Consider the following 12,674-nt stretch of genomic DNA (forward strand, 5'->3'; position numbering starts at 1 on the left):
CACTGACCCTATGGCGCAGTGGTCAGGAAGCCAAGCGCGACGGGCGCCGACCAGGTGATCCGGTCGGCGCCCGTTTCGATGTCCGTCACGCGGCGGTCTGGAGCTCCCGGACGGGGAGGGTCGTGCGGACGATCGCCGGGGCGGCGTTGTCCTGGACCGCCGTGAGGTACGGCCGCAGCCGCAGCGCGAGGACCACGATCAGCACGGTGGAGCCGGCCATCGCCGCCAGGTAGAGCGGCCAGGTGCCGGAGCCGACCAGCAGCACGCCGACGGCCGGGCCGACCGCGATCGCGACCTGCTTCACCAGGGCGTACCCGGAGTTGTAGGTGCCGAGCAGCCTGGCCGGGGCGAGATCGGCGACGATCGGGCCCAGGGTGGGCGCGAGCAGCGACTCGCCGACCCCGAACAGGGCGTAGATCGAGACGATCGCGACCGTGGCGGCCATGGTCTCGGTCCGGATCAGGCCCGCCACCAGGGCCATCGCCCAGGCACCCAGCCAGACCACGCCGGCCGCGGCCATCGCGGTGGTGCGCCGGCGGCGGGCGGTGATCCGCACCATGAACATCTGCAGCACCACGATGGTCAGCGCGTTGGCGCCGATGGCGATGCCCAGGGTGGAGGGTGCGGTGCCGACGGTGTCGGTGGCGAAGGCCGCGACACCGGACTCGAACTGGCCGTAGCAGGTGAAGAAGATCAGCCCGGCGAGCACGCAGAGCCGCAGCATCGCCTTGTCGGCGACCAGCGCCCGCAGGCCCTGGGGGCCCTGGGCCGACCCCTGGACCAGGACCGGGGCGGCGTTCGGGATCCGGGCGCTGCCGGTGACCAGGGCCAGGCCGAGGAAGGTGACGGCCTCGATGGTGAACAGCCGGGTCAGGCTGGCCGGGTCGGCGACGTTCACGATCTGGCCGCCGACCAGCGCGCCGATGCCCATGCCCAGGTTGATCAGGGTGAACTGCAGCGCGAACGCGTGCGACCTGGTCGCGGCGGTCGAGCAGCGGACGATCATCGTGGCGAGCGCCGGCTGGCAGGTGGTGACACCCGCACCGAACAGGAAGGACGAGACCAGCAGGGCCGGGGTGCCGGTGGCGTGACCGAAGGCGAACGCGCCGACGGCGGCGAGCGCGGCGCCGGCGAGCAGCACCGGGCGCGGGCCGTACCGGTCGATGCCACGGCCGGTGAAGGGGAGCACGGCGAGCGCGGCCAGCGCGAAGACGGTGAACACCATCCCGGCGGCCAGCGAGCCCAGGCCCCGCACCTGGTCCACGTACACGAACATGTACGGCATCGTGAACCCGCTGCCGAACGCGCTGAGCGCGTTGCCGATCTGGACGCGGCGCAGCGGGCCGCCCGCCCCATGACGCTGCTGCCTCTGCTGCTTCACCGTGCCGGTCACCGTGCACACCCCTTCACTGGGTTTCGATGGATACTCTTAAGCCCAGAAGATTTAAGAGCTAAAGTCTGCCGAGATAAAGTCTTAGCACCGGAAGAGTGTGGAGTCAAAGGCTTAAGGTGTGCACCCCACGTGCGACACTGGTCCGCATGACAGCAGACAAGCCCGCGACGGCCGCCCCCGACGAGCTGGGCATCGCCGAGCAGGTGGCCGTCTACCAGCGGGAATTCCCCACCGTGGACCCGCAGGTGGAGACCATCGTGCAGACCCTGTCCCGGGTCGCCCGGCGGATGGGTGTCGCCTACAGCCGGCAGCTGACTGTGCTCGGAATCACCTCCGCCGAGTGGGAGGTGCTCAAGGCCCTGGTGGTCGCCGGCAGCCCGTACCGGCTCGGACCGGGCGAGCTGGCCAAGCGGCTCGGGCTCACCCCGGCCGCGATGACCCACCGGATCGACCGGATGGTCGCCGAGGACCTCGTCACCCGGGAGCGGGACGAGACCAACCGGGTCCGGGTGATCATCGAGCTGACCGAGAACGGCCGCGACAAGTGGCTGGAGTCGATGCGGATGGCCGCCGTCTTCGAGGAGGAGCTGCTCCAGGACGTCGTCGGCGAGGACCGCACCGTCCTCTCCGGAATGCTGGCCCGCATGCTGCGCCGGATCGAGGAGAGCCAGCCCGACGCGCTCGGGCGCACCGACGACCTGGCCTGAGCGCCGACCCGGCCCGAGCGGCCCGGAAACGTGGAAAGTCCGGCCCGCAGGGGGATCGTCCCCCGGCGGGCCGGACTCGTCTGGCGCGAGGGTCCGTCAGGCCCTCGGTAATCGGGTGTTCAGGTGCTCCGGTGTTCAGGTGCCCGGGTGTTCAGCTGCCCGGGCGGTCGACCGGTACGGCCTCAGCAGGGCCCGTTGTCGGTCCAGACGCCCCACTGACCGGTGGTGGTGGGGTCCTCGCCCTTGGTCCACCACTTGTTGGTGTAGTAGTGCCCCTTCCAGGAGACCTTGGTCGAGGTGGCGTAGGTGGTGGCCGCGTCCCAGCTCGGCGCGGCGGAGCAGCCGGCCGGAGAGGTCGGGGTGGCGGTCGCCGTCGGGGTCGCGGTGGCGGTGGCCGTCGCGGTCGGGGTCGGAGTGGGGGTCACCGTCTGGGTCGGGGTCGGGGTGGGGCTCGGCGCGGCCGGGCAGGCGGCGGCGGAGCCGTTGGTGGCCTCGACCATCTTGTCGAACAGCGCGGTCCTGGTACCCAGGTCGTACAGCGAGAAGGCGAAGGAGCCACCGAGGCCGTTGCAGTGGGCGTAGTCGACCTTGGCCTGGATGGACCGGGTGTCCTCACCGCTCCAGAAGGTGGAACCGTCGTAGAAGTACGTGGTCTTCGCCGTGTCGTCCCAGAAGGTCCTGGCCGGGTTGTCGACGAAGCCCGCGAGCTCCTTGTACATCTGGATTCCGGGGACGTTGCCGGACATCGCCGCACCCGCGGCCGGACCGGTGGCGGGCTGGAAGAGGCCGTTCTTGCCGTTGTTCTGAACGCCGGTCCAGCCGCGGTAGTAGAACGGGACACCCACGTTGATCTTCTTGGCGGGGAAACCGCCCGGGATGCCGTAGTCGGTGTCACCGGCGGTGTACGCCTTGATCGCGGCGTCGACCGAGTACTTGCCGTTGCCCGGCTTGGCCGGGGTCATCGGGTCGTCCGGGCCGGAGTAGATCGGGGCCTGGTGGTTGGTCGGGCCCTTGGCGTCCCACGCACCGTGCATGTCGTAGGTCATGATGTCCAGGAACGTGAGGTACTGGCCGATCTTGTCGGTCTCCACGTTGCGGATCTTGTCCTGGCCGGCGCCGACGGCCGCCGCGGTGGCGTAGGTCTTGCCGTCGGCCTTGCCCTGGGCGTCCAGCTGCTCGCGCAGCTCCTTCAGCAGCAGGGTGAAGTTCTGCTTGTCGTTCGGGCTCTCCAGGTTGCCGGTGTGGCCACCGCCGCCCGGGTACTCCCAGTCGATGTCGACGCCGTCGAAGATGCCGGCCGCCGAGCCCGGGCCGCCGTAGCCGGCGTCCGCCGGCAGGTTGCCCTTGATGAACATGTCGATGCAGGACGAGACCAGCTTCTTGCGCGAGGCGTCCGTTGCGGCCGCCGCCGAGAAGTACTTGGAGTACGTCCAACCGCCCAGCGAGATCAGGATCTTGAGGTTGGGGTTCTTCGCCTTCAGCTTCTTCAGCTGGTTGAAGTTGCCCGCGATCGGCTGGCCCCAGGCGTCACCGACGCCGTCGACCGAGATGTCCGGACCGAAGCTCTTCTGGTAGTCGGCGAACGCGTCACCCGCACCGTCGCCCGCGCTGGGGTTGTTGTCGTCCTGGCTCGCGGCCTTGGTGGCCTCGAAACAGTTCAGGTTGGTGGGGTGGATGTTGGCGAACGAGTAGATCAGGTAGTCCAGCTTCCCGGCGACGCCGGTGTCCTGGATCGTCTTCGGGTAGTACGCGTTCGCGTAGATCGACCACTGGTCGAAGTAGGCGACCTTGATGCCACCGCTGGTGGCGGGCGCGCCGGTGGAGTTGGTGACGGCCGCGCTGGCCGAGGCGCCGCCGGTGAGGGCGAGGCCCGCGCCGAGCAGCAGGGAGGCGGTCGTGCCGACCGCGAGGGCGGCCAGGCTCTTCGGGCGCCGGCGGCGGCCGCCCTCCTGAGCCGGGGTCCCGGCCCTTTCGATACGTGAACGGAGCATGGGTGCGTGACTCCTGGTTGTGGGGGATCCGCCGCGCCTGGCGGGCTCGCACGGGGTGGGGCCGTACGACCAGGGCATGACAGAACGGGAAAGGGAATCGAGCGGGAACATGCCTTGACGGACACCGGGATATGCCGAACCGGCGCCCGCGGCCACAGACCGCTGACGCCGGTTCAGGGGCTCCCTGCACCTGTGGATTAAAATGGACTAGACCAACTCGCCCGTCAAGGGGTGATGTTGAGGCTTGAGTCGCCCTTAAGGTTGCACCCCGCCGCGCCGGCCTCGCCGACCTCTCTGACCTGCGGATCAGTACCTGACGGCGTTGGCCACCACGACCTTGACCGGGCTGGAGAGGTCGCGGTTGCTGCGTGCGGTGGCCTGCGCGCTCTGCCCGGCGGCCACGTCCGGGACGGTCACCGCCGTCGCGTCCAGCACATTGCCGGAGTCGTCGGTGAAGTTGATCTGGATCACGTACCGGTTGGACTGCTGCTCGTGGTTGCTGACGGTGAGCGTCGCCTCGGCCTTGCCGTCCGAGGCGATCGTCACCGCGCCCGCGGTGACGTCCCCCTTGGCGTCCAGCCCGCCCTTGACGTCCGCGACCGCCGAGGAGGCCGCCGCCTCCGCCGAGGCGGCCACCGAGGCCACCGCCGAGGAAGCGGCCGAGGAGAGCCCGCTCGCGGCGGAGGCCACCGCCGAGGCGGCGGCGGAGGCTGCGGCCGACACCCCCGACTCCACCGCACCGGCGGCCGAGGAGACGGCCTTGCTCGCCGTGCTGTCGGAGGAACAGCCGGCCAGGGCCGCCGCACCCAGGACGGCCGCGGCCAGCGCACCGGCCACGGCCCGGCGCGGGCGCCGGACCACCGGAGCGGTGACGTCCTGGGCGGTGGTACGGGTGGGGCGGTTCGCCCCGGTCGGCGGCTGGCGGTCCATGGTGTCCTCGTTTCTGCGCATCGGCGTCTCTTCACTTCGGTGTCCGCGCGCTTCGGTGGCTCTGCGCTCCGGCTCGGTGCTCCGGCTCGGTGCCGGGCTGCCCGCACACCTCACGCCCACCCTCCGAGGCCGTGGCCGGGCCCGCCAACAGGGCTGATGCATCCGGGTGAGGACCGGCACCGACCGCTCGCACGGCGTCGGACGCACCGGCTCCCGGTGCGCCCGACGCCCTAGGGGTGGTTTCAGGACAGCCCCGAACCCTCCTGCGTCTGCGCCTCCACGGCGGCCCGCTCCTCACGCAACCGCACCGCGTGCCGGCGGCGGGCCACCACGCCGTACGCCGAGGCCGCGCTGGCGGCGAACGCCGTCAGGCCCACCCACGGCTGGTCGAAGGCATGGCCGGTCAGGTGGTCGAGCGAGTACCGCCCCGGGCCCGCCAGCCCCAGGGCGAGCCCGGTCGCCCCGAGGAAGGCCGGGTACTCGTAGCCGCCCGAGGTGATGAAGAAGCCGGCCGGGGCGTGCACCGCGACCGCGCCCGCCATGGTGCCGGCCACCACCGCGCCGGCCGCCGGGGTGGCCAGCCCGGCCACCAGCAGGGCGCCGCCACCCGCCTCGCCGAGGCCCGCCGCCAGGGCGCTCCGGCGGGCCGGGTGGAAGCCCATCTGCTCCATCGCCTTGGTGGTGCCCTCCAGGCCGCCACCACCGAACCAGCCGAACAGCTTCTGGGTGCCGTGCGCGATCAGCACCCCGCCGACCGCGCCGCGCAGGGCCAGCAGGCCGAGATCCTTACGGTTCAGACACATGTCGAGTCCTCGTTCCAGCGGAGGTGATCCGGCTTCCATAGGACCCGAAAGGACGAGCCGGTTCGACCCGGGGCCGCCATCCGGGCGAACTACGGACCGCCGGGGAATAGCGGCCCGACGGTCGCGTCCCCGCCCGCACGGCAGCGTGGCGGCCGAACTGCGCCGAGCGCCCCGATCATGCTTGGCCCATGTTCGTCTTCAACCTGAGCACCGCGTTCATCGCCTTCTTCGCCGTGGTCGGCCCCCCGAAGGTCCTGCTGTCCTTCGCCCGGCTGGCCCCCACCCGCAGCACCCACGAGCTGCGGCGGCTGGCGGCCTGGAGCTCACTGATCACCGCCCTCATCGGCGTGGTGCTCGCGTACAGCGCGGACTTCGTGACCTCGCTGTTCCACATCAGCGACCAGTCACTGCAGCTGGCCGGCGGGACGATCTTCTTCGTCTACGCCGTCGCGCTGGTCCTGGGCATCCACCTCGGCAGCGGCGGCAGCGCGGACGACGATCACCTGCCGAACCCGATGGTGGACGGCCTCCGCGAACTGCTGCTCCCGTACGTCGCGAGCCCGCTGGCGGTCACGGCGGTGCTGGTGGGCGCGCTCAGCAAGGACGACTGGGGCTGGCGGACCACCCTCGTGGGGGCGTACGTCGCCGTGGTGATGATCAACTACATCTGCGTGGCGGCGCTCGCCCCGCTGATGCGGCGCACCCACCGGACGTCGCTGGAGGTCCTCTCCCGGCTGCTCGGGCTGTTGCTGGCGGCGGTCGGCGTGGAGCTGTTCCTCAACGGCCTGGCCGGGCTGGGGCTGCACCTGCCCGAGGCGCACTGAGCCCGGGCCGTTGCGCCGCCGGCGCACCACCGGCGCGGCCGGCCGGCGCGGTCCGCCCGGTCAGGCGCGAGGCCGGTGCGGCCCGATCAGCGTGCGAGGCCGGTGCGGCCCGATCAGCGTGCGAGGCCGGTGCGGCCGGGCCCGCCCGGTCAGGCGCTTCGGCGAGCGGCGGGAGGCGTTCGGGTGCGCCGGTGTCAAGGCGCGACCACCGGCCGCCAGGGCACCGGGCTGGACAGGATCATCGAGCTGGCCGGCTGCCCGTACCCGCCGAGGCGGTCGATCAGCGCCTCGAAGGCGGCCATCGCGGGCACCGCGACCAGCAGCACGCAGCAGGCCCCGCCGGTCACCCGGTGCAGCTGGAGGACCTCCGGCCACCGGGCCACCTCCGGGTCGCGCAGCACGCAGCGCGGGCCGTAGCACTGGAGCTGGACCAGGGCGGTGATCGGCAGCCCGGCCCGGGCGGGGTCGACATGGGCGTGGTACCCGCTGATCACCCCGTCGGCCTCCAGCCGCCGCACCCGTTCGGCGACGGCGGGTGCGGAGAGGCTCACCCGGCGGGAGAGTTCGTTGTACGAGAGCCGGGCGTCGGCCTGCAGCTCGGCCAGCAGGCGGCGGTCCACGGCGTCCATGACGGCTCCCGGTGAGGTTGATCGACTGGCTGGATCCCGCTCTTTTGCGATCGTAAAGAGATCGGCGGGAAGACCTCTCGATCGACAGGCGCGGATGCGGTTACCGTGCCCGGTGCCCATTCAAGCGGGGGCGGTGACCGCCGCACAATGGGGCCCCGGCCGCAACGGACCAGCAGGCGGCCGGGTCATCGGGCGGGCGGGACACCCGCCGTCCGGGTCATCAGGAGGAATCGGGATGGGGCACGACACGGTGGAGACACCCAACCTGTCGTTCGGTCGGGGTGGTGAGCCGGGTCGGGGCACCCCCTACGCCCGGTACGCGCGCCTGGAGGAGCTGCACAGCCTGCAGCAGCCACTCAGCAAGGTGCCGGCCGAGCTGTCGTTCATCGTCACCACCCAGGTCATGGAGCTGCTCTTCGACCTGCTGCGGCAGGAGTGGACGCTGGCCCAGCAGGCGCTGCGCGAGGACGACCTGCCGGGCGCGCTGGCCGCGCTGCGGCGCGGCACCCACGTGCAGAACGTCCTGGTGGAGTCCTGGGACCTGCTGGCGACCATGACGCCGCAGGAGTTCAACGCCTTCCGCTCGGTGTTCGGCGAGGCCTCCGGGTTCCAGTCCTCGGCCTTCCTGCACCTGGAGTTCCTGCTGGGCAACAAGAACCCCGCCCTGCTGCGGATGTACGACGAGGTGCCGCACACCCAGGCCGAGCTGAGCGCGGCCCTGCGCGCCCCCGGCCTGTACGACGACGCCCTGGCGCTGCTCGCCCGCCGCGGGCTGGCGGTGCCGCACGAGCCCTCCGAGCAGCGCCACCAGGCCGATCCGGCGGTGGAGGCGGCCTGGCGGCAGGTCTACACCGATCCCGCGTACGCGGCGCTGCAGCCGCTCGCCGAGGCACTGCTGGACGTCGCCGAGCGGGTCACCCGCTGGCGCCAGCGGCACCTGGCCTCGGTCAAGCGCGCGATGGGCGCCAAGCCCGGTTCGGGCGGCTCCAGCGGCCTCACCTGGCTGCGCAAGGCCGCCGAGCAGGACGTGTTCCCCGAGCTGTGGACCGTACGGGACGAACTTTGAGCGAGAAAGTGGGCAGGACGTTGGGCATGATCACGCGCGAGGAATGCGCGGCGCTGGACGCCGTCGACCCGCTGGCGGGGTTCCGCAAGGAGTTCGCCCTGCCCGAGGGCGTCGTCTACCTGGACGGGAACTCGCTCGGCGCGCTGCCGGCCCGCACCCCGGAGCGGGTGCGGCAGGTGGTCGAGGAAGAGTGGGGTCGCGAGCTGATCCGCAGCTGGAACGAGGCCGGCTGGTTCGAGCAGCCGTACCGGCTGGGCCGGCGGATCGCGCCGCTGATCGGGGCCGACCCGGACGAGGTCGTGGTCTGCGACACCACCTCGGTCAACCTGTTCAAGGTGCTGACGGCCGCGCTGCGGCTGCGCCCCGGGCGGCACACGGTGCTCGGCGACGGCGCGGCCTTCCCGACCGACCTCTACATCGCCGAAGGCGTGACCGAGCTGTTCGAGGGCGCGCGCAATGTGCTGGTCGCGCCCGAGGAGCTGGACCGGCACCTGGACGCCGACGTCGCCGCCGTCGTCCTCTCGCACGTGGACTACCGCACCGGCGAGCTGCTGGACATGCCCGGGATCACCGCCCGGGTGCAGGCCGCGGGCGCGCTGATGATCTGGGACGTCTGCCACTCGGTGGGCGCGCTTCCGGTCGAACTCGGCGCGAGCAACGCGGACTTCGCGGTCGGCTGCACCTACAAGTACCTGAACGGCGGCCCCGGCTCCCCCGCCTTCCTGTACGTGGCGCGGCGTCACCTCGCGGCCGGCCCGCGGCAGCCGCTGAGCGGCTGGTTCGGCCATGCCCGTCCGTTCGCCTTCGAGCCCGGGTACGACCCGAAGGGGGGCATCGGGCGGTTCCTGACCAGCTCGCCCTCGCTGCTCGGCCAGGCCGCACTGGGCGCGAGCCTGGACGTCTGGGAGCGGGCCGACCTCGGCGCGGTACGGGCGAAGAGCCTGGCGCTGACCGACCTGTTCGTCTCGCTGGTGGAGGGGCTGGACGGGATCGAGGTGGCCACCCCGCGCGAGCACGCCCGGCGCGGCAGCCAGGTCGCCCTGCGGCACGCCGACGGCTACCCGGTGGTGCAGGCGCTGATCGAGCGCGGGGTGGTGGGGGACTTCCGCGCACCGGACCTCATGCGCTTCGGCTTCACCCCGCTGTACCTGTCGTACGTGGAGGTCTGGGACGCGGCGCGGCAGCTGGCCGAGGTCCTGGAGACCGGCGAGTGGCGGGCGGAGCGGTTCGGCCGGCGCGGCGAGGTCACCTGAGCTCCACGCCACCGGGCGGGCCGCCACCACGACGGGCGGCCCGGCCCGTCCGACTCGGCCGTCCGACTCGGTGATCACCGCACCGTCAGGTCCCGGACCAGCCGCCGGTACACCTCGAAGGCCGGCTTGCGGGCGTAGTCGTCCCGGAGCAGGCCGAACCCGTCGAAGACGCCGGTGCCGGCGCTGTCCGCGTCGCGCAGGCTGAAGAAGGCATAGCCCTCGACGCCCAGTTCGCCGGCGAGCCCGACGACCGTCCGGATCACCTCCTCGACCACCTCGGCCTGCCGCGACTCCGTCCGGTCCGGCCCGGTGGGCCAGCCGTGCTCGCAGATCCTGATCGGCACACCGGGCCCGATGCCCGCCTTCGCGACGCTGTCGCGCCGGAAGCCGGTGAGCACCGCGCCGACCAGCTCGGCGAGCCGGTCCGGCGGGACGGGCCGGAAGACGTCGGGGAAGAAGTCCAGGCCGACGTAGTCGAGCGCCCGGTGAAAGCGCTCGTCCGCGAGCGCACCGAGCTCGGCCCAGAAGGTGTCGGCGGGATCGAAGCTCAGTACCGCGTTGAACCCGACCGCGAGGTCGAGGCCGTGGGCGAGCGCCTCCTCCTTGGCCGCGACCACGCCCTGGACGAGCGCCCGGCGGACGTTCGGAATGCTGCCGTCGAGCGCCGGGCGGTCGGCGTTGGGCTCCTCGCAGATCTGCAGTGTCGCCACCCGGGGGCCCTCCTCCCGCACGGTCCGCCGGACGAAGTCCAGCCAGCCGTCGAGCCCCCCGGTCGGATCGCGGAACTGGAGCACCAGGTCGAGCCGGCGCCCCTCGACGGCGTAGCGCTCCGGTTCGACCGGGGTGCCGGGCCCCTCGGGGTACGGGCGGTAGGCCCGCACCAGCAGGGTGGGCGCCTCGCCCTGGAGTTCGCGCAGCGCCGCCTCGATCTGCGCCGGGTCGTCGGGGCTGACGGGTTCGATCACGCCGATGTCGTCACCGAGCAGACCGCCGGGATAGATGCCGAAGGTGAAAGTCATGCCGTCACCGTAGCCCAGAATTTTGGTGTCACTGCAAATTTGGTGCGGCCCTATGATTGCCTCATGGGACTTCGCGAAGCCAAGAAGCAGCAGACCCGCACCCTGCTGGCCGACACCGCGATGGGGCTGTTCGTCGAGCGCGGATTCGACCAGGTCACCGTGGCCGAGGTGGCCAGGGCCGCCGGAGTCTCGACCAACACGGTGTTCAACTACTTCCCGACCAAGGAGGACCTCTTCTTCGACCGGCAGGACGCGGTGGTCGCCCACCTGGCCACGGTGGTGCGCGAACGGCCGGCCGGGGTCACGGCCGTCGACGCGGTCCGGGCCGACCTGCTGGCCGGGCTCGCGGCGGGCGAGGTCACCTTCGGCCTGAGTGCCGAGGCGGCGGTGTTCTGGCGCGTGGTCGCGGAGAGCCCCGCACTCCGGGCCCGGCTGCTGGAACTGGGCGAACGCTCGGAGGCGGCGCTCGCGGCGGCACTGGCCGAGGAGTCGGAAGCCGGCCCGGAGGACCCGCTGCCCCGGATCCTGGCGGGCGCTGTCGCGGGGGCCCACCGGGCGGTCATCGCGGAGATCCGGCGGGGCATCGTGGCCGGTACGCCCGCCGAGACCGTCCGGGCCCGCGTCGAGGCGGCGGCCGAGGAGGCGTTCGGCCTGTTGCGGTCGGGGCTGGACCGGTTCCCGGCCGGGCCGGCCGGGCGCTGACCACCCGCCCCGGATCGGCGGCGCGCGGCTGCCGGACACCGGCAGGCCGCCCGGTCAGGTGACTGGGCGGCCTGCCGGCGGTTCAGCGCCCCGACGCCGCCGGGCTAGCGGCACCAGCCGTGGCGTCCGCGACGGCGGGCGGCCAGGACGGCGAGACCGCCGAGACCGGCCAGGCCGAACACGACCGGTGGGCCCGGAGCACGCCCCCAGCGGCGGGGCCAGCGGTGCGGCCGAACCCACCGTCAGCACGGCGGCCATCGGGAGCGCCGCAACGGCGGTCGCCACTGCCAGCCGGACGGCCCGGCGCCTGCGGGCGGCCGGCGGCCGCTTCGTGGCGGTCGTTCTGAGACCTGGCGACCCCATCCCCTGATCCATCGACACATTCCTCCGCGCAGAGAGAAAGCGGCAGGTCGCACAACCTGCCGCGTTTCAGCTGATCCCAATCGACAATCGGTATTTTTCATTACATCCAACACCAAATCGGACGGTCCATACCCTGCAGACCATCAGGACCGACCCCAGGCAGTCCGGACGGCCGAGCGACCACAGCCCCCGTCGGCCCCGCTAGGTTGAGTCCATGACTTCCGAGGACCAGGACCCGCACGCTCCGCTCGCCGCCGTCTCGGCCAGCGCCGATGTCCTGCGGCACCCCGAGGCCGGCGAACACCTGCTCACCACCGTCGAACGGGAGCGCGCCGCGCGATTCCGGCACGAGTCCGGGCGGGTCGACTTCATCGCCGCGCACGTCCTGGTCCGGCTCTGCGCCGCCCGCCTGCTCGACGTACCGGCCACCGAGGTGGTGCTGGCCCAGAACTGCCCCGACTGCGGCAAGGGGGACCACGGCCGGCCCTACCTGCCGGACCACCCGGACGTCCAGGTGAGCCTCTCGCACACCCGCGGGGTCGTCGCGGCCGCCGCCGGGTACCGGCCGGTCGGCGTCGACGTCGAGCTGACGACCCGCAGCGGCTCGCTCCTCGACGTCGCCGGGCGGGTGCTCAGCCCGGCCGAGCTGCGGCAGGTCGAGGCGCACCCGGAGCCCGGGCGGGCGTTCCTGCGGCTGTGGGTGCGGAAGGAATCGCTGATCAAGCTCGGGCGGGCCAGCCTGGACACCCTGGCCGGCGTGGACCTCTCCGCACTGCCGCTCGACTTGCCCGCGGGCCGGCCGCTGCGCAGCCGCTACCAGGACCTGTACCTGCTCGACTGGGCCGACGTCCGGCAGGGGGCGGCGGTCTCGGTGGTGAGCACCGCCGCACCGCGGGTCGTGGTGCTGACCCCGTCGGGCGCCTGAGCGCCTGAGCGCCTGAGCGCCCGGACCGGGCGGACCAGGCGGACCAGGCGGCCGGGCGGCCGGGGCCGG

General features: G+C 72.5%; 12 protein-coding genes. 6 read left to right on the top strand and 6 right to left on the bottom strand.

The annotated features are described in order from the left end of the window. Positions 1-85 precede the first annotated feature (85 nt). A complete protein-coding gene (locus tag AB0J08_RS07950; RefSeq protein WP_360628672.1) occupies positions 86-1,393 on the bottom strand; it encodes an MFS transporter in 1,308 nt (435 codons plus the stop codon). A gap of 146 nt (positions 1,394-1,539) precedes the next feature. On the opposite strand from AB0J08_RS07950, the gene AB0J08_RS07955 reads away from it, so the two are divergent. After that, positions 1,540-2,100 (top strand): MarR family transcriptional regulator, encoded by a 561-nt coding sequence (locus AB0J08_RS07955; RefSeq protein WP_360628675.1) that lies wholly within the window; start codon positions 1,540-1,542, stop codon positions 2,098-2,100. A 182-nt stretch (positions 2,101-2,282) separates the two neighbouring features. Here the strand turns inward: AB0J08_RS07955 and AB0J08_RS07960 are convergent, their stop codons facing one another. From AB0J08_RS07960 to AB0J08_RS07970, 3 genes are all read right to left on the bottom strand, one after another. After that, on the bottom strand, positions 2,283-4,091 hold the full coding sequence (locus AB0J08_RS07960; protein ID WP_360628678.1) for a glycosyl hydrolase family 18 protein: 1,809 nt from the start codon (positions 4,089-4,091) through the stop codon (positions 2,283-2,285). A gap of 306 nt (positions 4,092-4,397) precedes the next feature. Beyond that, the gene (locus AB0J08_RS07965) at positions 4,398-5,042 is read right to left on the bottom strand and encodes a hypothetical protein (RefSeq protein ID WP_360628681.1); all 645 of its coding nucleotides are present in this window, start codon (positions 5,040-5,042) and stop codon (positions 4,398-4,400) included. A 221-nt stretch (positions 5,043-5,263) separates the two neighbouring features. Continuing rightward, entirely contained in the window at positions 5,264-5,824 is a 561-nt protein-coding gene (locus AB0J08_RS07970; protein WP_360628684.1) for a DoxX family protein, read from the bottom strand. A 188-nt stretch (positions 5,825-6,012) separates the two neighbouring features. Here AB0J08_RS07970 and AB0J08_RS07975 point away from each other — a divergent pair, with 188 nt between their 5' ends. Beyond that, entirely contained in the window at positions 6,013-6,648 is a 636-nt protein-coding gene (locus tag AB0J08_RS07975; protein ID WP_360628687.1) for a MarC family protein, read from the top strand. 194 nt (positions 6,649-6,842) lie between these two features. Here the strand turns inward: AB0J08_RS07975 and AB0J08_RS07980 are convergent, their stop codons facing one another. Beyond that, positions 6,843-7,277 (bottom strand): Lrp/AsnC family transcriptional regulator, encoded by a 435-nt coding sequence (locus AB0J08_RS07980; RefSeq protein WP_360628690.1) that lies wholly within the window; start codon positions 7,275-7,277, stop codon positions 6,843-6,845. Positions 7,278-7,512: 235 nt separating this feature from the next. On the opposite strand from AB0J08_RS07980, the gene AB0J08_RS07985 reads away from it, so the two are divergent. Then, a complete protein-coding gene (locus AB0J08_RS07985) occupies positions 7,513-8,343 on the top strand; it encodes a tryptophan 2,3-dioxygenase family protein (RefSeq protein WP_360628693.1) in 831 nt (276 codons plus the stop codon). Positions 8,344-8,369: 26 nt separating this feature from the next. Continuing rightward, complete coding sequence (gene kynU / locus AB0J08_RS07990; protein WP_360628696.1) at positions 8,370-9,596, top strand: kynureninase; 1,227 nt, start codon at positions 8,370-8,372, stop codon at positions 9,594-9,596. A gap of 74 nt (positions 9,597-9,670) precedes the next feature. Here the strand turns inward: kynU and AB0J08_RS07995 are convergent, their stop codons facing one another. Then, positions 9,671-10,615 (bottom strand): hypothetical protein, encoded by a 945-nt coding sequence (locus AB0J08_RS07995; protein ID WP_360628699.1) that lies wholly within the window; start codon positions 10,613-10,615, stop codon positions 9,671-9,673. Between the two features lie 63 nt (positions 10,616-10,678). Between AB0J08_RS07995 and AB0J08_RS08000 the strand changes: the two genes are divergently transcribed. Beyond that, positions 10,679-11,317: a TetR family transcriptional regulator gene (locus tag AB0J08_RS08000; RefSeq protein WP_360628702.1), complete on the top strand. Its 639-nt coding sequence runs from the start codon at positions 10,679-10,681 to the stop codon at positions 11,315-11,317. 577 nt (positions 11,318-11,894) lie between these two features. After that, positions 11,895-12,605, top strand: coding sequence for a 4'-phosphopantetheinyl transferase superfamily protein (locus AB0J08_RS08005; protein WP_360628705.1), 711 nt, complete (start codon positions 11,895-11,897; stop codon positions 12,603-12,605). The last annotated feature ends 69 nt before the right edge of the window (positions 12,606-12,674 follow it).

The organism is Kitasatospora sp. NPDC050463 (assembly GCF_040655255.1).
Lineage (GTDB): Bacteria > Actinomycetota > Actinomycetes > Streptomycetales > Streptomycetaceae > Kitasatospora.

Bases quoted from the DNA above. Each gene is read 5' to 3' on its own strand.
- AB0J08_RS07955 (WP_360628675.1), top strand. From the start codon at position 1,540: ATGACAGCAGACAAGCCCGCGACGGCCGCCCCCGACGAGCTGGGCATC.
- AB0J08_RS07960 (WP_360628678.1), bottom strand. From the start codon at position 4,091: ATGCTCCGTTCACGTATCGAAAGGGCCGGGACCCCGGCTCAGGAGGGC.
- AB0J08_RS07965 (WP_360628681.1), bottom strand. From the start codon at position 5,042: ATGCGCAGAAACGAGGACACCATGGACCGCCAGCCGCCGACCGGGGCG.
- AB0J08_RS07970 (WP_360628684.1), bottom strand. From the start codon at position 5,824: ATGTGTCTGAACCGTAAGGATCTCGGCCTGCTGGCCCTGCGCGGCGCG.
- AB0J08_RS07975 (WP_360628687.1), top strand. From the start codon at position 6,013: ATGTTCGTCTTCAACCTGAGCACCGCGTTCATCGCCTTCTTCGCCGTG.
- AB0J08_RS07980 (WP_360628690.1), bottom strand. From the start codon at position 7,277: ATGGACGCCGTGGACCGCCGCCTGCTGGCCGAGCTGCAGGCCGACGCC.
- AB0J08_RS07985 (WP_360628693.1), top strand. From the start codon at position 7,513: ATGGGGCACGACACGGTGGAGACACCCAACCTGTCGTTCGGTCGGGGT.
- kynU (WP_360628696.1), top strand. From the start codon at position 8,370: ATGATCACGCGCGAGGAATGCGCGGCGCTGGACGCCGTCGACCCGCTG.
- AB0J08_RS07995 (WP_360628699.1), bottom strand. From the start codon at position 10,615: ATGACTTTCACCTTCGGCATCTATCCCGGCGGTCTGCTCGGTGACGAC.
- AB0J08_RS08000 (WP_360628702.1), top strand. From the start codon at position 10,679: ATGGGACTTCGCGAAGCCAAGAAGCAGCAGACCCGCACCCTGCTGGCC.
- AB0J08_RS08005 (WP_360628705.1), top strand. From the start codon at position 11,895: ATGACTTCCGAGGACCAGGACCCGCACGCTCCGCTCGCCGCCGTCTCG.